At 44.6% G+C, this 17,087-nt stretch carries 22 protein-coding genes, 1 tRNA gene and 2 riboswitches; of the genes, 9 read left to right on the top strand and 14 right to left on the bottom strand.

Annotation, left to right across the window (positions count from 1 at the left end):
- Window positions 1-151: 151 nt before the first annotated feature.
- The 12 genes from DXD02_RS15050 to DXD02_RS15515 all read right to left on the bottom strand — a co-directional run bounded on the left by DXD02_RS15050 (window position 152) and on the right by DXD02_RS15515 (window position 7,430).
- On the bottom strand, window positions 152-670 hold the full coding sequence (locus DXD02_RS15050; RefSeq protein WP_118601726.1) for a ClbS/DfsB family four-helix bundle protein: 519 nt from the start codon (window positions 668-670) through the stop codon (window positions 152-154).
- A 47-nt stretch (window positions 671-717) separates the two neighbouring features.
- On the bottom strand, window positions 718-1,320 hold the full coding sequence (locus DXD02_RS15045) for an alpha/beta hydrolase (RefSeq protein WP_005337276.1): 603 nt from the start codon (window positions 1,318-1,320) through the stop codon (window positions 718-720).
- 53 nt (window positions 1,321-1,373) lie between these two features.
- Window positions 1,374-1,694, bottom strand: a complete 321-nt coding sequence (locus DXD02_RS15040) for a TfoX/Sxy family protein (RefSeq protein WP_004612401.1) — start codon at window positions 1,692-1,694, stop codon at window positions 1,374-1,376.
- Between the two features lie 44 nt (window positions 1,695-1,738).
- The gene (locus DXD02_RS15035) at window positions 1,739-1,987 is read right to left on the bottom strand and encodes a DUF3781 domain-containing protein (protein ID WP_005921256.1); all 249 of its coding nucleotides are present in this window, start codon (window positions 1,985-1,987) and stop codon (window positions 1,739-1,741) included.
- 66 nt (window positions 1,988-2,053) lie between these two features.
- Window positions 2,054-2,452, bottom strand: a complete 399-nt coding sequence (locus tag DXD02_RS15030) for a hypothetical protein (protein ID WP_173905991.1) — start codon at window positions 2,450-2,452, stop codon at window positions 2,054-2,056.
- A 13-nt stretch (window positions 2,453-2,465) separates the two neighbouring features.
- Window positions 2,466-2,762: a hypothetical protein gene (locus DXD02_RS15025; protein WP_015514766.1), complete on the bottom strand. Its 297-nt coding sequence runs from the start codon at window positions 2,760-2,762 to the stop codon at window positions 2,466-2,468.
- Between the two features lie 9 nt (window positions 2,763-2,771).
- The gene (locus DXD02_RS15020) at window positions 2,772-3,770 is read right to left on the bottom strand and encodes a DUF6017 domain-containing protein (RefSeq protein ID WP_117805132.1); all 999 of its coding nucleotides are present in this window, start codon (window positions 3,768-3,770) and stop codon (window positions 2,772-2,774) included.
- Between the two features lie 78 nt (window positions 3,771-3,848).
- Window positions 3,849-4,757, bottom strand: coding sequence for a ParB/RepB/Spo0J family partition protein (locus DXD02_RS15015; protein WP_117805131.1), 909 nt, complete (start codon window positions 4,755-4,757; stop codon window positions 3,849-3,851).
- The gene (locus tag DXD02_RS15010) at window positions 4,747-5,532 is read right to left on the bottom strand and encodes a ParA family protein (RefSeq protein WP_117805133.1); all 786 of its coding nucleotides are present in this window, start codon (window positions 5,530-5,532) and stop codon (window positions 4,747-4,749) included. The genes DXD02_RS15015 and DXD02_RS15010 overlap by 11 nt, the downstream gene beginning before the upstream one ends.
- A gap of 14 nt (window positions 5,533-5,546) precedes the next feature.
- Window positions 5,547-6,512 (bottom strand): ParB/RepB/Spo0J family partition protein, encoded by a 966-nt coding sequence (locus DXD02_RS15005; RefSeq protein WP_118667078.1) that lies wholly within the window; start codon window positions 6,510-6,512, stop codon window positions 5,547-5,549.
- A gap of 326 nt (window positions 6,513-6,838) precedes the next feature.
- Window positions 6,839-6,912, bottom strand: a tRNA-Arg gene (locus tag DXD02_RS14995).
- Window positions 6,913-7,286: 374 nt separating this feature from the next.
- Window positions 7,287-7,430 carry a hypothetical protein gene (locus DXD02_RS15515; protein ID WP_158565922.1) on the bottom strand — a complete coding sequence of 48 codons (144 nt, stop codon included), beginning with the start codon at window positions 7,428-7,430 and terminating at the stop codon, window positions 7,287-7,289.
- Window positions 7,431-7,539: 109 nt separating this feature from the next.
- A riboswitch (cyclic di-GMP riboswitch) is annotated at window positions 7,540-7,615 on the top strand.
- Window positions 7,616-7,852: 237 nt separating this feature from the next.
- On the opposite strand from DXD02_RS15515, the gene DXD02_RS14990 reads away from it, so the two are divergent.
- Both DXD02_RS14990 and DXD02_RS14985 read left to right on the top strand, forming a co-directional pair.
- Entirely contained in the window at window positions 7,853-8,161 is a 309-nt protein-coding gene (locus DXD02_RS14990; protein ID WP_118667077.1) for a response regulator, read from the top strand.
- Window positions 8,162-8,335: 174 nt separating this feature from the next.
- A complete protein-coding gene (locus tag DXD02_RS14985) occupies window positions 8,336-9,334 on the top strand; it encodes a DUF3878 family protein (protein ID WP_117510510.1) in 999 nt (332 codons plus the stop codon).
- 300 nt (window positions 9,335-9,634) lie between these two features.
- Here DXD02_RS14985 and DXD02_RS14980 read toward each other — a convergent pair whose 3' ends face one another.
- Complete coding sequence (locus DXD02_RS14980) at window positions 9,635-10,966, bottom strand: MATE family efflux transporter (protein ID WP_242991195.1); 1,332 nt, start codon at window positions 10,964-10,966, stop codon at window positions 9,635-9,637.
- A gap of 164 nt (window positions 10,967-11,130) precedes the next feature.
- Window positions 11,131-11,967, bottom strand: coding sequence for an AIM24 family protein (locus DXD02_RS14975; protein WP_117805128.1), 837 nt, complete (start codon window positions 11,965-11,967; stop codon window positions 11,131-11,133).
- A gap of 195 nt (window positions 11,968-12,162) precedes the next feature.
- On the opposite strand from DXD02_RS14975, the gene DXD02_RS14970 reads away from it, so the two are divergent.
- The 7 genes from DXD02_RS14970 to DXD02_RS14940 all read left to right on the top strand — a co-directional run bounded on the left by DXD02_RS14970 (window position 12,163) and on the right by DXD02_RS14940 (window position 16,931).
- On the top strand, window positions 12,163-12,732 hold the full coding sequence (locus DXD02_RS14970; protein ID WP_117510517.1) for a GNAT family N-acetyltransferase: 570 nt from the start codon (window positions 12,163-12,165) through the stop codon (window positions 12,730-12,732).
- Entirely contained in the window at window positions 12,729-13,286 is a 558-nt protein-coding gene (locus DXD02_RS14965) for a hypothetical protein (RefSeq protein ID WP_118667076.1), read from the top strand. The genes DXD02_RS14970 and DXD02_RS14965 overlap by 4 nt, the downstream gene beginning before the upstream one ends.
- Window positions 13,273-13,878 (top strand): class I SAM-dependent methyltransferase, encoded by a 606-nt coding sequence (locus DXD02_RS14960; protein ID WP_117510521.1) that lies wholly within the window; start codon window positions 13,273-13,275, stop codon window positions 13,876-13,878. Before DXD02_RS14965 ends, DXD02_RS14960 begins: the two co-directional genes overlap by 14 nt.
- 72 nt (window positions 13,879-13,950) lie before the next feature.
- Window positions 13,951-14,367 (top strand): hypothetical protein, encoded by a 417-nt coding sequence (locus tag DXD02_RS15630; protein WP_173815935.1) that lies wholly within the window; start codon window positions 13,951-13,953, stop codon window positions 14,365-14,367.
- A gap of 41 nt (window positions 14,368-14,408) precedes the next feature.
- The gene (locus DXD02_RS14950) at window positions 14,409-14,819 is read left to right on the top strand and encodes a peptide deformylase (protein ID WP_022461821.1); all 411 of its coding nucleotides are present in this window, start codon (window positions 14,409-14,411) and stop codon (window positions 14,817-14,819) included.
- A gap of 43 nt (window positions 14,820-14,862) precedes the next feature.
- Entirely contained in the window at window positions 14,863-14,988 is a 126-nt protein-coding gene (locus tag DXD02_RS14945) for a maltose acetyltransferase domain-containing protein (RefSeq protein WP_117510523.1), read from the top strand.
- Between the two features lie 104 nt (window positions 14,989-15,092).
- A riboswitch (Lysine riboswitch) is annotated at window positions 15,093-15,267 on the top strand.
- A gap of 185 nt (window positions 15,268-15,452) precedes the next feature.
- The gene (locus tag DXD02_RS14940; protein ID WP_117510525.1) at window positions 15,453-16,931 is read left to right on the top strand and encodes an alanine/glycine:cation symporter family protein; all 1,479 of its coding nucleotides are present in this window, start codon (window positions 15,453-15,455) and stop codon (window positions 16,929-16,931) included.
- Window positions 16,932-17,087: the final 156 nt, after the last annotated feature.

Here is a 17,087-nt window from a genome sequence, read left to right as displayed (position 1 = left end):
GACAAACGCTATTGTTACTTTTTTCTTCACAACCATCACCTCCACACACAAATACCGATTTTAATGTCTCTATTATACCATAATGATACTATTATAAAAAAGGAAAAAGAGCTCCTTCGAGCTCTTTTGATTCAGTTCTGTAAACTTGAAGTTATAGTGCAATCTTTTTCCATTTTCTAATCTTGGTTCTAAAGGTTCCGAACGGAGCAACTGTATTAACATGTATGAATTTGTATACTTCCCAGACAGCTGTTTTAGTTGCTTCGTCAGCCCATTTTCTCATATGTGGTTTAAATAATTCTTCCTCACTCAGAGAATCAATCATTGCATAAATAGAGTTGATATTCTCATTCAATCTGTCTTTCAATTCTTGCAGTGACAGCTGAGCATATGTATCTGTGAACCATTGATATAATTCGCCAAGCTGATTCCACTTAAAATTATCCGAAGGAGTTTTAACAGGAATACCCGTTCTTTCGTCTGATTCCCATTTAATAACAAGAGTTGTCCAGCCAACCTGATAAGCAAGATTTTCTGCCGGAGTTCGATCGATCTCATCAATTCTCTTATCTTTTAAATGCTCCGGAATATCATTAAATTCTGAAATATATTTTGCAAAGCTTTTATTTATCTCGTTTTTAAGCTCGTCTTTATTCTCATATGTTCTCAATAGTCTATCTCCTCAGCTTCCGATTTTCCAGTTTCAAAAACAGGAATTTATTTGGAAGATTTTATTATCCATTCATCAAGAAATTTCATTTGTTCATCCGTATGAAACCAATGCTCTCCATTTTTCATAATAGAAAGTGTTGAATTAGTCCTCTGTACAAATTCAAATATCGTTCCATAAGCGGTAAGATTATCTTTTTCACCATACAAAATGTGCGTTGGGATTTCCCATATAATAGGATTTTCTCTTGCATAGCAAAGATAATCCCATGAAAGAGTCTCTCCAAAGGTTGTCTGAATTTCTTTTTTCTCTTTGAGTTCATCCTCTGTAACATTTGCCCAAATCATCATATCAGCAATAAGCCTTTCCATATCTACAACGGGCGAAATAAAATATGCTTTCTCTATTTGCTGATTTGATAAGGCATTGATAGCAAAATACGCTCCAATGCTATTGGCAATTACTTCAACCGTCTTGTAGTTTCTATAAATTGAATTAAAAAGTAATGGAAATTCTTCTTTTGCTTCCCATGGAAACTGTGCAGTATAGTCGAGACCAATCACATCACAATTACTAAAGAGCGGTTTGTAATGAATAGCTTCTTCAGCATTACCACCTTTTCCATGTATATAAATAACTGCTTTATCCACAATAGTTATCCTCCACAAATTCAAATTTTCCTGTTATACAAACTGGGAGTTGTTTATTTCTTCTTTTTCGGTTTTGGGGCTGGCAGTTCATCATACATTGCATGAAACAAGCCTGTCAAAAATTCCCTATTATCAACTTCATCTACCAACAACATCTCTTTTGCTCCCTCATAGGGTAATTCATACGGAGCTGTCGGCATATAACTAATTGCTGATTTTACTGGTTTAACAAGTAATCTATCATCATAGATACCGCCTACAATCTTGCCACGATAATAAATAATAAATTCTCCCATCATAGCTCGATAAGTAATTTCTTCTAACTCAGATAGCTGCCCTAAAATAAACTCTAAGTATTCCTTGCTTGATGCCATATTTCCACCTCAAATTCATATTTCTCAGTTTCAAAAACTTGAAATTACTTAACAATATGTGCTGTAATGATTGTATAGCTATATGAATTGATAGTAATTTTGATATTTTCAACCTCGCAATACCAATTTTTACCCTGTTTGTATATATTGCAATTTTTATCTAATACCTTATTTTTGCAATACTCAACAACATCTGCTGTATCTATTTTTAGGTTTCTTTTAATTCTATCAATTCCCATTTCGGTTGTATGAATTTTATCAATATTATCAAGCAATATCTTTTTATCTTCCATTCTTTCTTTTCCTCAACTACCGATTTGCACATCAAATCGTTTTCTTCATTCTATCACAGTATCATATTATTCCGCCATCAATTTTTCGAACCAGGTATCCATGACAATAATAAACTGGCCTGCGCCTTGCCATTCTTGCAGCATTTCATCCAGAGTTTTGTGTTTCTCATATTTCTGCACATACACCCAGGTGGCTATACCACTGGCCTCAGAAATAATTCCTGTTATGATCTTACGCATGATGCCCTCAAATTCTGCGATTTCCTCTTTTGAAACGATGTCATAGAGATTAGGAATCTGAAAATCTTCTTTCCCACAGTTCTCATGTACATTAATCAACTCTGCTTTCACCCTTTTTCTGGATTCCTCGGGTAATTTCAAATATTGCCAAATCATTGAGACCACTTCGGAAGGTGTGTCTTTTTTGATCGGTGGTAACTGAATAAAATCATTGTTTTCGCTCATTTTCATATCCTCCTCACGATAAAATAAAATCAATAATACTTTCTCTTGTCATATCCAGTACAGTGTCTACAAACACTCCTGCAAACAGGATCAGATACAGAATTACACTCAGCGAAAACAGGAATGCAACCTGTACCCAATCATGGTAACAGTATGCAGTCGCTATAATCAACAAAGTGAATATAAATCCAAGGATTCCTCTGACAACCGCATAAGTCTGTACTGTCATCTTCACTGCCAGGCCGATCACAAAAAGTATCAGCCATACCGGCAGTAATAATATCTTCCCAGCAAGTTTTAAAATAAACATGTGCACCTCCTATCTTACCAGTCCTGGCATATCATGGTTCACTTCTGCCTGATAATACCCATTCATCGTAGACGGTGCATTAAACAGGGCTGCTAATAAATATTTCTTGATGTTCTTCACCTTTGTGGTGTTACCACGCATACAGTGTAAGACATACTCGATATGTGAATAGGTCAGCATCAGAAATTTTTTCTTCACCAGAGATGCCGGATACCAGTTGCTGGCAATCAAGATCTTGTCATTTTTACACATCACAGTTTCTACGATCAGGTTCACGACTTCATCTACCTGTCGCATATCGTCATGATGGGTTATTTCCAGTGATTCATAATCAATGGTCTCCTTGACAAGGTTTTCATAAGCCTGATAATCCTCAGAGCGATTATCGCTATCACATCTTTTCTCATCCACAGATATGATATGATTAGATTTATTATCATTCATTTCAGTATCACTAAGATTAGTATTATTAGGGTTTGAAATGTAAACTTCTTGAAGTTTGTTTTCGGGACTTCTAGAAGTTTGATTTTGGGACTTCATGAAGTTTAAATTGTAAACTTCTGCAGTCTCTTCATTTTCCACAGAAGTTTGTTTTTTAAACTTCTCTAATTCCTCTCCAAATTTTTTCTCATCTGTTTTCTCAGGCATAAAGGTTTTTACGTAGATAACATTCACCTTTCCAAATCCCTGTCTACGTTTCTCAATCAGACCAATTCCTGTTTCGTCATCCAGTTCTCTCATGGATTTGATGGCTTTATTTCTGCCACAGTTCAGTAATTCCATGATATCTTCGATGGAAAAGTAGATATATGCTCTGTTTTTGTCGTCAAACCACTGATTCTTGATGGAAAGAGACATTCGATCCAACATCAGTCCATATAAAATTTTGGCATCGCTTGATAAATCTTTAAAGTAGCTGTCTGTAAATAATGCTTTTGGTATGCGGTAGAAGCTGAACTGATCAGCTTCGGTACCGTAAAAATAATTAAATGTCATTTTTTTCTCCATAATTTCCTCCTTTCGTTTTCTGCTAAGAAGTCCTCTTTTTAAACTTCTTTGACTTTGTTTTCTTAGCTTTTTCTATCCTTAACAGGACTGTTCCTGCATCCATTTTTCTAATAATGATTCAATTATCTGTTCCATATCTTTGGCTGTATAATCATCCGGAAAATACTTTGTCAGTTTCTTTTCTGAGAAAGTAAGAGACCGGGATACTTTCTTTGCCATTACACAATTATTGAAAATCGATAACATCTGGATCTGATTGATTGGTCCATCATTCAGCTGATTTCTAAGTGCTGCAATCTGTTTTGGTTTGATAAATCCTGTGTCGCAGATATATTCGTAAATCCATCCCTGTACTTCCTTATCGATGTAAGAGATATCTACAGCAACCGTGAACTGAAGCTTTTTGTTATCTACCAGATCAAGAAGTTCCGGAATAAGCTCTGTCAGTCGGATATAACGAGTCACCTGCACACTGCTTATTCCAACTTGCTCACCCAATAATTCTCGTGACTTTTTACCTGACTTGTGTTCATTTTGTACACAAGTTAAATCTGTTCTGATTCCCTGTCTTTTCATTGCATCAAGTTTCATCTTGTAGGCAAAGGCTTTCTCACTCGGTAACAGTTCCTCTCGCTGAATGTTAGCGTCCACCATCGTCACAATGGCATCATCATCTGATAATTCTCTTACGATTGCCGGAATAGTTGTGAGTCCTGCAAGCTGTGCTGCATGCATTCTTCTGTGACCGGATACCATTTCGTAATCTTCGTTTTCATCCATACGGAGAAGTACCGGTGTCAACACTCCATTGATCTTTACGCTCTCTACCAGATCCTGCATCTTTTCATCATCCAACACCTTGAATGGATGATTCTTAAACGGATGGATCTTACTGATCTCTATCTCCATTGCAGATTCTTCATTTACCACACCGAGCAGTTCATCAATACTTGCCAGCTTAATCTTTTCACCACTTCTATTTTTCATTCTTCAAAACCTCCTGTGTTAAATTCATATATGCCTCAGCAACTTTTCCCTTCGGGCAGTGCATGTAGATACTTTTTCCTTCCGCACTGGTCTCAGCAGCTTTTACAGACATCGGGATCACATTTTCAAATACCTCAATCTGACTTCCGTAGGTTGTATGTACTCTTGATGCAATGTCCCTTGCGTAATTGGTTCTGAAATCTACCATAGTCAGGAGAATGCCCTCAATCGCCAGTTTCCGATTCAATCTTTTCTTTACTGTAAGAATGGTCTTAATCAGCTGTTGAAGTCCTTTAACAGGCAGATATGCGGCCTGTACAGGTATCAGCACGGAATCGGAAGAAACCAGTGCATTGATTGTCATCATACCAAGACTTGGCATACAGTCGATCAGGATATAATCGTATCGGGATCTTATCGCATCGATATATTCTTTCATGATCATTTCTCTGCTCATAACATTTCCCATCGTTACTTCCAGTGCGGAAAGCTCAATATTTGCTGGAAGCAGATCTACATTTTCCTGATGATGTAAGATACCATCTTCCAGATTAATATCTTCTTCATTGATAACATCCATCATCATTGTTGCCAGTGTAATTCGAAGATCATCCGGTTCTTCATATCCAAGACTTGCTGTTAAACTCCCCTGCGGATCTGCATCAATCAACAGTACTTTTTTACCTTCTCTTGCCAGTCCAATACCTACATTTACGGTTGTGGTGGTCTTGCCGACTCCACCTTTCTGGTTTACTACGGATATAACTTTACACATGATTTCTTCCTCCTTTAACTTTCCCATGATTCTTTTTTCCATAATTTCAGCAGTGCCAGTATTTCCCGTTTCATCATTGCCGGTGTATAGGAATTTGGAAAATACTTGTGTAACTGCTCGTTTGTGAATGCCACTCTTGTGATCTCACCCTTTTTAACTTCACACATGATTTCTTCCATCTTTTCCAGCGATAACTGTTTTTCTTTACTCAGCTGCTTTATCCGCTGAGCCTGTGAGAGTGACGGAATCGCCTGTGCATAATCCATTGCTTTAAGCAGTTCTCTTTGTTCATTTTCTTTCAGTGCTGCTATTTCCACAGCCGGGCAAAAAGAAATAATTTCATCATCCAGCTTCTGCAACATTTCTGGTATCAGCTTTGTCAGTGAAATATAACGCTGCACTTGTTTTGGGCTATCACCACAATCCTCACTGATAATATCTATCGAATGTTTTCTTGTTTTTTTGTGGTCAACTTGGCTCTTTTTTCGACCACTTTTTCTTTTCAATACGTCATTCTTTAATTTGTAAGCAAAAGCCTTTTCACTGTAGCTGATCCGTTCTCTATGAAGATTCGAATCCACCATGCTTAAGATGGAATCATCTTCACTTAATACCCGGATGATCACCGGTACTTTACGGTATCCAAGTTTCTCTGCAGCATGTTTTCTTCTGTGACCGGATATGATTTCATAGTAGCCATCCGGTACCGGTCTGACGATCAGCGGATTTAAGATTCCATATTTCTCAATGCTTTCCTGCAGAAGAAACATTTCCTTATCATCTTTCACCTGAAACGGATGCTCCTTAAAAGGGCGGAGACGTTCAATCTCAATTTCTATGATTCTTTCTTCTTTTTCTCCTGATTGTCTGTTTGCATCAGTCATCTTGACTCCTTTCCTCCAGGATTCAGGAAATAAAAAATGCCTGCCTGGAACTTTTGTTGTAAGAAAAGTTCCAAACAGACATTGCCGTTTGACTATTAGCTGTAGCTAATAGAATTGAATACTGTTTCAGCTAATTTATGTTTGCAGGTTTCGGAGAGATTGTTTCTTTTCCTGCCTTTTCTCTGATTTACATCCCCAAATAAGGGGTGACAACAGAGCGGAACCCAAATGTTAGCTGGACTCTTGAAAAACCATGTTTGCAAACCGGTGATTTTGATTAGCTGTCAGCTAACAAAAATCGGATTGTGTTAGCTGGAAATGGATCATTTTGAATGGAATTTCATGCCACGAACGTGATTAGAAAATAAGAAAAGCGTTCGCTGTCAGCTAATCCAGCTAACATTTTCGAACGCTTTGAAGCCCGTCGCCAAGAGGATTTGAACCTCCGACCCCTCGCTTAGGAGGCGAGTGCTCTATCCAGCTGAGCTATGACGACACATGCCGCAAACCCTTGATTTTACTGGGTTTCTGGGATTTTTCCCTTCGGCCATATATAAGATTATCAACTCTTTTTCGAGTTGTCAATCTACAGATTTTTTTACTTTGGTAACATTAGAACGTTCCCCAAATTGGGGAATGCTTTGTTGTCACCTTTGGCATTTTTCAGAATAGATTCGAACTGAAAGTTGTTTTTCATTTTTTCCCTTTGGGGAATGCCTCGGCTTTCTCTTAGGAGGGGGACGCTCTATCCTGCTGAGCTACAGAAACAAGAATTATAAATGTTTCAGCCAGGTCAGAAACAAAAATATTATACTATATTTTTGCTGCTTTTTCAAGACGAAACACATACTTGCGATTCCGCAGTTTACTTCAGGAATTTTCCATTGTGAGTACCTGATAAATTCTCTTATAGGCTTTTTCATAGGTCCAGCAGCCTTCGACATTGTTGTAGTATTCATTATTTTTTTCGACAACATATTCTAAATCGTTTTCTGTTATGAGTCTGTATTTCATCGTACACCTCCAATGTTAAAAACAGTAATCTGCCAAAATCCAGAGGTCATTATATCATATTCCGATGGGAAAGGAGAAGAGAGTCTTACAGCAATGAATTAAAATAAAAAAAGAATCTCGGCAAAGCAGTCGAAAGGCTGTGACGCAAAGCTACAGGGCCTGTAAAATGGCAGCCAGCTGCGTAAATATGGAACATTTCTTATAAAATAAATAGGGAGAAATGACTCAAATGCACGGTAGGAGAATCTATGGTGCTTTTTTATTGCCTGCGAAAAGAAAATACGAGAGGAGGAGTTTGCATTTTCCCGCCATCCGGCGATCACCGCATTTACGAGCATGAACGTGGAGACACCGACCATCATGGCGTATCTGTTTGACCACCCGCTGTATCTGGTGGCACTGATTGCAGGTGTGCTGCTGTTCTGCTTGCGGAGGATAATGCACTGAATGCAGAGGTTGCGACGGAGCTGCTTGGAAGCTTCGGCCTTGTCGTGGACTGGGCGGAGAATGGTTCCAAGGCCGTGGATCAGTTTGAAGCGTCGGATCCGGGAAGCTATTTTGCGATCTTCATGGATATGCAGATGCCGGTGATGGATGGCATCGAGGCGACGAAAAAAATTCGAAACAGTGTGCGTGAGGACAATGATGTTCCGATTTTTGCGATGACAGCAAATACCTTTGCAACGGACCGCAAGCGGTGCGCGGACGCGGGCATATTCCGAAACCGGTGAATTTAAAAGAGATTCAGACGACGCTGGACGAGAAAGTGCGGACGGCATGCGCCGGATAACGGGACGGATTAATAACAGAAAAATTTGGAGAAGGGGCTCTACTGCTTTGGATTGCAGTGGAGCCTTTTTATGGTGTATCATAGGAAGTAAAAGAAAACAGGGGAGAATCACGGAATGGAAATTGCAGAAAATATCACATGGACCGAGGAACTGGAAAGGCTGGATGTGCTTCTTTCGCAGGGGCAGTTCGAGCTGCTGCTTCCGGGTGAGCGGTACGGGGGAGGAGAAAAGGAGATCTGGCTTGTCTATCTGATGAACGATGCGGCAGAGAGCTTTCTCGTTTTTCATGACGCGGAGCTGACGGGAACGTATCAGAAGGAATACGAGGGAGAAATAGATGCTGCACTGGAAAAAGACGGGGAGCAGTACGTTCTGATCGTGCGGCAGAAAGAGACGGTGTGCACGCTGTTTTTCAGCCGCCTTTCACTGGAAGTGCATCTGTTTGATTACGGAAAAACGGGTCATTTCTGGGTGGACGGATACGAGTATCTGCGGCAGATTGAGTTCCGTATTGCGATCCTGCGGGACAAGCTGGAATACCTCGGCGAGGCGTTCTGCACCGAGGAAGAAATGCGTCTGGCATCGCTGGCCAATTTCCCGCCGCTCAATTTCTGCTGCTACCCGGCCGTGCCGGATCAGTATCTCGTACCGTCATGCCCGTGGTGGGAAGCGACGGAAGAGGCAATTACGGAGATGAAAAAACTGGCATCGGAGGCAGGCGATAAAGTGCTGCTGTGGTATCTTGCACTTTATGAAAAATGGCAGGGAAAACTCCTCGCAAAACAGATCGCAAAACTGCTGCATACGAGCCGCCACGCGAAAGTCGTGGATTTACTGGAAAAAAAACTGGCCCGCGAAGCACAGAATTATCCGAAACGACGCTTCACCGGCGAAGAAGGAACCCAGATCCGAAAAATCCAGGAGCAGGCAATGAAACGGAAAAAGATACTGGAAGCCGAAGGAAAACGCGCATCATTGCTGCGCGAGGAGCCATTCTTTTATGCACGGGATTCGGTGGAATATAAGGTCCATCTGATGATCTGGGGAACGAGAGGGAAAGAGCGGGTTGTGGAGGTTGAGACGTTTAAAATTTCCAGAACGCAACGGCAATGATCAGCTCCTTTACGGATGAGCCGGAAGTGATTCAGTTTTAATACCAGTAGACAAGAAGTCCCCCGCTTCTAAAGTGGTGGGATGAATTGTTAAAAGAAACATAACGGCAGTGGCGGGCGGAGAGAAATCGGTATCCTCCACAGACATGAGGCAAGTCACAGTCGAACTATTTTCGACATGTCAGACTCCGTGAAAATACCGACTGTGAATTGAAACAAGGGATAAGGTAAAATAGAAAGCGCTTATTTGAGGCGGGAATGAAATCTCAAATAAGCGCTTTTTCTATACGCTGCCGCCAAGTCAGGCTGCGGGCAGTTTATAATATTTCGATGTATGCTGGCGGTAGAGCAGCAGCAATCCGCGGATGCAGAGCTCGATAGCCATGGCGATCCACATGCCGCGCAGGCCGAGCGGGGTGATGAGAAGCACCGCGAGACCGAGGCGGATGACCCAGATGCTGCCAAGGTTCAGAAGGCTTGGCACAAACGTATCGCCTGTTCCGCGGAGGGCTCCGGCGGCAACGATGGAAGCGCCGAAAAACGGCTCGGCGAGCAGTTCGATGCGGAGTACCTCGGCGGCAAACGAGCGCACCTGCGGGTCAGGAGTCAGAATGCTAAAGACGAACGGACAGAAGATCATCATCAGACCTCCAGTGATGGCCATCAGGACTGCGCCCATGGCAATGCAGATATTTCCGTAGCGTTTCGCCAGCTTGTAATTTCCGGCGCCGTAGCTTCTGCCGACGAGCGTTGTCGCGGCGGAACCGATGCCGTAGCCTGGCATGTAGCAGAGGCCTTCGGCGGTGACGGCGAACGAATTGGCCGCAATCGCAATGGAGCCGAGCGGGGCAATCAGCATGGTGGCAGCAACCATGGCGCTGTTCATCGCGATTTCCTGTACGGCAACCGGCACACCAATTTTGAATGCAGTTTTCAGAATTTTCGTATCAAAAACCGTTTTTTCCTTCCGGCGGAGACGCAGCCGCGGATTGCGGACACAACAGAACCAGGCACCCGTGAGGCTGATGACGGCGCAGGCCAGCATCGTTCCCATACCGGCACCCATGACACCGAAAACCGGAATCAAAAGAGCATTGAAAATGATATCGAGCACGCACATGACGGCATTTAAAATACTGGGCGTCACCATATCACCGCTGCACTGCAGGAAGGACGACATCAGCGAGTTGAGCTGGGAAAACGGAAGCATGATGGCAAACATCATAAAATAGAGCGTGGCATTCCGCCGGATCTCCTGCGCACCGCCGAGCCACCCCGGCAGCGGATGACTGATCAGAAGCCCGATCAGGCACAAAACAGCCGACACAACAAGCGCGGACGCGATGCCATGCCGCACAACATCCCTTGCCTTCTTGTCATGATTTCCCCCGATCTGATGCGCTACCTGAACAGAAAAACCGGCTGAAACCGCATAAATCGTACCGCTGAGGAGCCACGTCGTCGACGAAACCAGTCCGATCGCCGCCGAAGCATTCGCCCCAAGCGCGCCGACCATCGCGGAATCAATGTATTGCATCGCAATCGTAGTAATCTGTGTAAGAATCGCAGGCAGACTTAATCGCCCGACCTGCTGAATCTGCGGTTTCAGTTCAGTCCAGTTTATTCTATTCATCATTTTCTCCAGAACATGTATTTTATCGTATGGTTTTTCTTAAGAATGTAAAGATAAATGCGTATTTTACGCTAACATGTTTTGAAGAAAGTGTCAATCAAAAACGAGGTTTAATTTGACTTTTTTCTATGCGTATTAGGCATAGGGGCGGAGAGGATTCGAATTTAATTTTCCGGCGGAAGGTTGTTCTTCACAGCGGGGTTCGCCTGGGTCGTGTTGGTTGCAGTCGGCAGGGAATCTGTCGGGGCGACCGGGCTCATGAGGACGCGGCCGGTTCCGCGGTAGACGTTGACGAGGCCTTCACCGCTGACGGCGGATCCGACGAGGGTTCCGGTGGAGCGCTCTACGGTGAAATCAAGGTTGGAGGACCAGCAGACGGCGAGGTTTCCATCGATTTTCAGTTCGTCGTTTTCGAGTTCGACTTCGATCAGCTCGTCCTCAGGTACGTTGCTTTCGAGGGCAACGGCGCCTCTGCCGACGAGGCTCAGATTGAAGAAGCCTTCGCCGCCGAGGACAGCGGAGGAAATGCTCTTGCGGGCGGTCAGTTTGGTTTTGACTCTGCCGTCGCAGGCGAGGAACATGCCGTCCTCAATCGTCATTCCGGAGGAGCCCCATTTCTCGACATCCACAAGAATGATGTATTTGTAGGTCGGTTCCAGCACGAGATATCCGTCGCCGACGTACTCCGGTTTTACGGCAGATTCCTTTGTCATGGCGCCTTTGATGGCCTTTCCGAACAGGTCGCCGATCCCTTTGATTCCGGCGGTCGCCTGTACATGGCCGCCCATCCACTGCATCGCACCGGACTGGATAATCGCGGAGTGCTCCTTGTCCAGTTCAATGACAACCTGGCGGCGGCGCACATTCATTTTGCTCATGTAATACTCCTCCATGGCAGTCATCGGCGAGACGCTGGAATCCTGGAGATATTCCATGACGTGGAAATTTTCGATGGACTTGGTGAATTTCCGGTTTTCGTTTTCGAGATTTAAAATTTTCATAGGCACGTTCCTTTCTTTCATTAAGAAGAAAAATAGTGATCCGTCTTGTTTCTTTTATTATACAGGAAAGAAAGCAAAGAGCACAGAAAAATTTAGAAAAAAAGGAAATCTGGAAATCATGTTGTCCATTTTTCAGCGGAGTGATAAGATAAAGTTCAGAAAACGCAAGCAGTACGGTCAGAGGAGGAATTTATTATGAGTACAATTACTGTCAGAGATGCAAAAATAGAGGATGCCGCACGCATTCTGGAGATTTATGCTTATTATGTAGAATACACCGTCATTTCTTTCGAGTGGGACGTGCCGTCTCTGGAAGAATTTGAGAACCGCATGCGTGATATCATGAAAAAATATCCATACCTCGTCATCGAGCAGGATGGAAAAATCGAAGGTTATGCATACGCACATGCCTTTGTCGGCCGCGCCGCATACGACTGGTCGAGCGAGCTGACCATTTATCTCGATCACAATGCAAGAAAAGGAGGCCTTGGCCGGAGACTGTATGAAGAGCTGGCGGACCGCCTGAAAAAAATGGGCATTCTGAACCTCTACGCCTGCATCGGCTATCCGCAGGTCGAGGATGAATATCTGACGAAAAACAGCGCCGAGTTCCATGCGCATCTCGGATTCGAACTCGTGGGAACCTTCCACAACTGCGGCTACAAATTCGACCGCTGGTACGATATGGTCTGGATGGAAAAAATCATCGGCGAGCCGCACGCGGGACAGCCGGCAGTAAAATCATATAGTGAGATAAAAGAATGAGCACAATAACAACGTATACAAGAAAACATTTTGACCCTGTGCATCCCGCTCCGGAACTGCTCTGTGTGGAGGATTTTGCGCATGCGCTGCCGATGATCTGCCGCGGAAACGGCCATGTGACGACGTTCTGGTCAGTGGGAGAGCACTGCATCTGCTGTGCGAAAGAGGCGGCCGCGCGCGGCTATTCCCGGCGGCTGGTGCTGGCGTGCCTTCTGCATGACGCGAGCGAGTGTTACATGTCGGACGTGCCGCGGCCATTAAAACAGGAAATGCCGTGGTACCGCGAGATCGAGGACCATCTGCTTTCGGTGATTTATGAGAAATATCTTGGCAGTGATCTGACGGCGGAGGAGCAGCGGATGATGAAACAGATCGACAATGATCTGCTGTGGTACGATCTGACAAATCTGCTGGAGGAACCGCAGGCGGGGGATGCGCCGAAACTTCACATCACGCTGGACTACACGGTGCGGCCGTTTGCTGCAGTGGAGAAAGAATATCTGGAATTATTTGAACAGTATCAGTATCGGGAGACGGGCGATGAGAGAAGATAAAAACGAGAACCGCTGGGACAGATTGCTTCAGATCCACACAATGGGGCGGGACGACAGCCGGTCGGATCTGTACCGGTATCCGTATGAGCCGACCCCATACTGCGCGCTGGAGCGGATGGCAAACACAGGGATGATCCGAAAGGGAAATACGCTGCTCGATTACGGATGCGGAAAGGGCCGCGTGGATTTCTTCTTATCGGCGCAGACCCGGTGCCGGTCCATCGGTGTGGAGTATGATGACCGGATTTATGCGAAGGCAATGGAAAACAAAAAGGCGGCGGCCTCTGGTGCGCGGACGGAGTTTGTGCTGGAGAGCGCCGAAAATTTTCCCGTTCCTGTGGAAGTGGACCGGGTGTATTTTTTTAACCCGTTTTCGCTTGAAATCTTAAGAAAAGCGATGGCAAGACTGCTGGAATCGTACTACGAAAATCCGCGGGAGATCCAGCTGTTTTTCTATTACCCGTCGGATGCTTATATCTCGTATCTGATGACGGTGCCGGAACTGGAATTTCTCGATGAGATCGACTGTATGGATCTGTTTCCGGGCGGGGACAGCCGGGAGCGGGTTGTGATTTTTACGATTCAGGAATAAAAAGTTTTGTAACAGCAAAAACCGTGTGGAATACAAAAAAGCATGAATTATATTTGACGAAAGGGCGTTTTTATGAAATATCAGGTAATGCGAATTGAGGAAGACCTTGATTTCGGCTGTGAGGAGCGCGGTGCCGACGAGCCTGTCATGGCAGTTGTTGTTTTGAAAGATGAAAACGGAACAGAATCGCGCATCCGCCAGGAGGATCAGATGCTGTATGACTGGAACATCGAGGAGGGCGACACCGTTATTCTGAATGAAAACGGCGAATTGCGAAAAGTACTCTCCGGTGATTGGACGCAGAATTGCAATTCGAAAAATGTAGATACGACAAAATTCGTCAACATGATGCAGGTTGTCAAAGCCGGAAAACAGATCGACTGGATCTGCCCGTTCTGCGGCGGAAAAGTAGAACGACTGGAGCAGGAAGGCGGAAAAACCGTGATCGGATGCACATCGTGCGATATGCGGATTCAAATAGAAAATTAAACGATTTCGGCCTTTAAGGCCGAAAGAGAAAGGAAACACAAATGGTAAAACCAATTATGAGAGACGTTCTCTTCCTCGGACAGAAATCCATCCCGGCGACAGAGGAAGATCTGCAGGTGGGAAGAGATCTGCAGGACACACTGGCAGCAAACCGCGAGGCATGCGTCGGCATGGCGGCAAATATGATCGGCGTGAAAAAACGCATCATCATCGTAAACGCCGGATTCCGCGACATCATCATGTTCAACCCGGTGATCGTCCGCAAAAGCGGCCCCTACGAAACAGAAGAAGGTTGCCTCTCCCTGCCAGGCGTGCGGAAAACAAAGCGGTACCAGAACATCGAAATCGAATACTACGACTGGAATTGGAAAAAACAACGCCAAAAATTCACCGGCTGGCCAGCCCAGATCTGCCAGCATGAGATGGATCATCTGGAAGGGATACTTATTTAGATCCTACAGCAGACAGGAGGACAGTATGACAGACAGAGAATGAATGGTAAAAGGAATCATTTACAACCCGAATGTGGAAGAGCTGGCCAAAGAGCAGTCCGGCTATATGGAGCGTCTGTGGAAGTTCAACCAGCTGAAGCCGTCAGAGGGAGACAAGAAAGTCAAATAAATCAGGACAAATTTCGAAAATATAAAATTTTTGTAAAATAATGTCGAAAAAACGATTGACAAGTAGCGAAAAGAAACATATGATAATACCTGTCAATATACATATTCGGCAATAGAGGCGCGAAGGCTAAGAGTAGCTGTCCTGAGACAACGGGGTCTGGGACGGGCAGGGAAAGGAGCATTCGCCGAAACGGGGCAGTTCCCGAAAAACTGTCTGCGTTGGGGTACAGTCGAACAGGCTGTGCACTCTCACCGTACTGGTGGAGGAGCTATTGCTTCATGAACGTAGATTTAATGGAGCAGTGGTGAAGACCGCTGCTCTTTTTATTGTACTGCAGTTGGAACCGTGACAAAAGGTTCCAGGGGTGGAAATCTGTTTGGTTGGAGAACGAAAGACGAAACGGGTGTTACAGGATACGTCTGAAGAAAACTGTTGCCGGAAAAGAAAAAAGGGAGGATTTTGACATGATAGCATTTCTTAACTGGCTGGACGGTGTCCTTTGGGGCGTGCCGCTGATCGCGCTGATGATTCTGACCGGTCTGTACTTTACCGTTCGTTCTGGATTTTTCCAGTTCCGTCACTTTGGCTGGATTATGAAGAGAACCGGCGGAAAACTGTTCCAGAAAGAAGACAAAGCAAGTGAAGGAAAGGGTATGCTTTCCTCGTTTGAGGCGATTTCGACCGCTATCGGCGGTACCGTAGGATTCGGTAATATCGCCGGTGTTGCAACTGCAGTTGCAGCAGGTGGCCCGGGAGCCATTATGTGGATGTGGCTTTCGTCTCTGCTTGGTATGATATTAAAACAGGTTGAGGTTACCCTCGGCTGCTACTACCGTCACACCAACGAAAAAGGTGAGTACTACGGCGGTCCGACTTACTACATGGAGTGTGGACTTGGCGAGGAGCGCCACTGGGGCAAGCTGTGGCTGATCCCAGCGCTCATCTTCGGCATCGGTATTTTCTCCACCTTCTTCGTAACCTCTTCCAACCTGACCGCATCTCAGGTCGTAGCCGGTGCGTTCGGTATTGAGAATATCAATCTTGGAAGCTTCAAAGTAGAAGGCGTTATCGTGATGGGCGTTCTGCTCTGCATTCTGACCTATGTCGTTACAAGCGGCGGTACGAAGAAAATCGCAAGTCTGTTCAGCAAGCTCGTTCCATTTATGAGCGTTCTTTATATCTTGATGGGAATTGGCATGATCATCATCAACATCAACCGCGTTCCTGGCGTATTTGCAGCCATCGTAACAAACGCATTTACCGGAACAGCAGCGATCGGCGGTTTTGCCGGCTGCGCAGTCAGCGAGATTATCCGTGTGGGTATGGCGCGTTCCGTATACTCCAATGAGGCTGGATGGGGTACTTCTCCAATGATCCATGCTTCCGCAAAAACACCGCATCCGGTAGAGCAGGGTCTGTGGGGATCTTTCGAGGTATTCTTTGATACCATGGTTATCTGTACGATCACCGCACTTTCCGTTATCTTAAGCGGAAACTGGACCGACGGAACGAACGGCGGAACACTTGCTTTAAGTGCATTTGCAAGCGGATTCGGCAAATTTGGAAGCATCCTTCTGGCGGTCATCATGGTCATTTTTACTGTAACGACTTCCGGCGGATGGTTCACCTACTATCTGGCAATTCTGGAGCATCTGTATAAAAAAGAAGGCAAGATGAAAGATATCGTCATGAAAATCTTCTACGCAGTCCGCGCTCTGCCGGGCGTACTGTGGACGATCTATCTGGTAAAGACAAACAACCAGGGCTTTATCTGGACTGTCGTTGATATCACATCTGCGATCCCGACCTTCGTCAACGTAGCAGTGATCCTGATTCTCTCGAACCAGTATTTCAAACTGCTGAAAGACTACAAAGCAAGAAACTTCGGCCAGGGCACGGTAGACAAGAACGCCTGCCTGTTCTACGAAGAGAAAACGAAATAAAAAATATTCAAAAGCGAATCCAGACACGCATGAGAATGGCGTGTCTGAATTTGTATATTGCGCAAATGGGCAGAAAAGAATAGAATCAAATTTAGATGACAGTAGGAGGAAAATATAAGTAACTAAATATATTGTCAAATGTGATATAACGTGTTT

The sequence above is a fragment of the Blautia sp. TF10-30 genome (assembly GCF_003481245.1).
GTDB classification, from domain to species: domain Bacteria; phylum Bacillota; class Clostridia; order Lachnospirales; family Lachnospiraceae; genus Fusicatenibacter; species Fusicatenibacter saccharivorans.
The sequence above is the reverse complement of the archived record's forward strand: the minus strand, read 5'-3'. Positions and strand labels throughout refer to the sequence as shown.

Excerpts from the sequence above, each read along its gene's own strand:
- DXD02_RS15040 (WP_004612401.1), bottom strand. The coding sequence starts at position 1,694 with ATGGCATCAAGCAAGGAATACTTAGAGTTTATTTTAGGGCAGCTATCT.
- DXD02_RS15035 (WP_005921256.1), bottom strand. The coding sequence starts at position 1,987 with ATGGAAGATAAAAAGATATTGCTTGATAATATTGATAAAATTCATACA.
- DXD02_RS15030 (WP_173905991.1), bottom strand. The coding sequence starts at position 2,452 with ATGAGCGAAAACAATGATTTTATTCAGTTACCACCGATCAAAAAAGAC.
- DXD02_RS15025 (WP_015514766.1), bottom strand. The coding sequence starts at position 2,762 with ATGTTTATTTTAAAACTTGCTGGGAAGATATTATTACTGCCGGTATGG.
- DXD02_RS15020 (WP_117805132.1), bottom strand. The coding sequence starts at position 3,770 with ATGGAGAAAAAAATGACATTTAATTATTTTTACGGTACCGAAGCTGAT.
- DXD02_RS15015 (WP_117805131.1), bottom strand. The coding sequence starts at position 4,757 with ATGAAAAATAGAAGTGGTGAAAAGATTAAGCTGGCAAGTATTGATGAA.
- DXD02_RS15010 (WP_117805133.1), bottom strand. The coding sequence starts at position 5,532 with ATGTGTAAAGTTATATCCGTAGTAAACCAGAAAGGTGGAGTCGGCAAG.
- DXD02_RS15515 (WP_158565922.1), bottom strand. The coding sequence starts at position 7,430 with ATGAAATACAGACTCATAACAGAAAACGATTTAGAATATGTTGTCGAA.
- DXD02_RS14985 (WP_117510510.1), top strand. The coding sequence starts at position 8,336 with ATGGAAATTGCAGAAAATATCACATGGACCGAGGAACTGGAAAGGCTG.
- DXD02_RS14980 (WP_242991195.1), bottom strand. The coding sequence starts at position 10,966 with ATGAATAGAATAAACTGGACTGAACTGAAACCGCAGATTCAGCAGGTC.
- DXD02_RS14975 (WP_117805128.1), bottom strand. The coding sequence starts at position 11,967 with ATGAAAATTTTAAATCTCGAAAACGAAAACCGGAAATTCACCAAGTCC.
- DXD02_RS14970 (WP_117510517.1), top strand. The coding sequence starts at position 12,163 with ATGAGTACAATTACTGTCAGAGATGCAAAAATAGAGGATGCCGCACGC.
- DXD02_RS14965 (WP_118667076.1), top strand. The coding sequence starts at position 12,729 with ATGAGCACAATAACAACGTATACAAGAAAACATTTTGACCCTGTGCAT.
- DXD02_RS14960 (WP_117510521.1), top strand. The coding sequence starts at position 13,273 with ATGAGAGAAGATAAAAACGAGAACCGCTGGGACAGATTGCTTCAGATC.
- DXD02_RS15630 (WP_173815935.1), top strand. The coding sequence starts at position 13,951 with ATGAAATATCAGGTAATGCGAATTGAGGAAGACCTTGATTTCGGCTGT.
- DXD02_RS14950 (WP_022461821.1), top strand. The coding sequence starts at position 14,409 with ATGGTAAAACCAATTATGAGAGACGTTCTCTTCCTCGGACAGAAATCC.
- DXD02_RS14945 (WP_117510523.1), top strand. The coding sequence starts at position 14,863 with ATGGTAAAAGGAATCATTTACAACCCGAATGTGGAAGAGCTGGCCAAA.
- DXD02_RS14940 (WP_117510525.1), top strand. The coding sequence starts at position 15,453 with ATGATAGCATTTCTTAACTGGCTGGACGGTGTCCTTTGGGGCGTGCCG.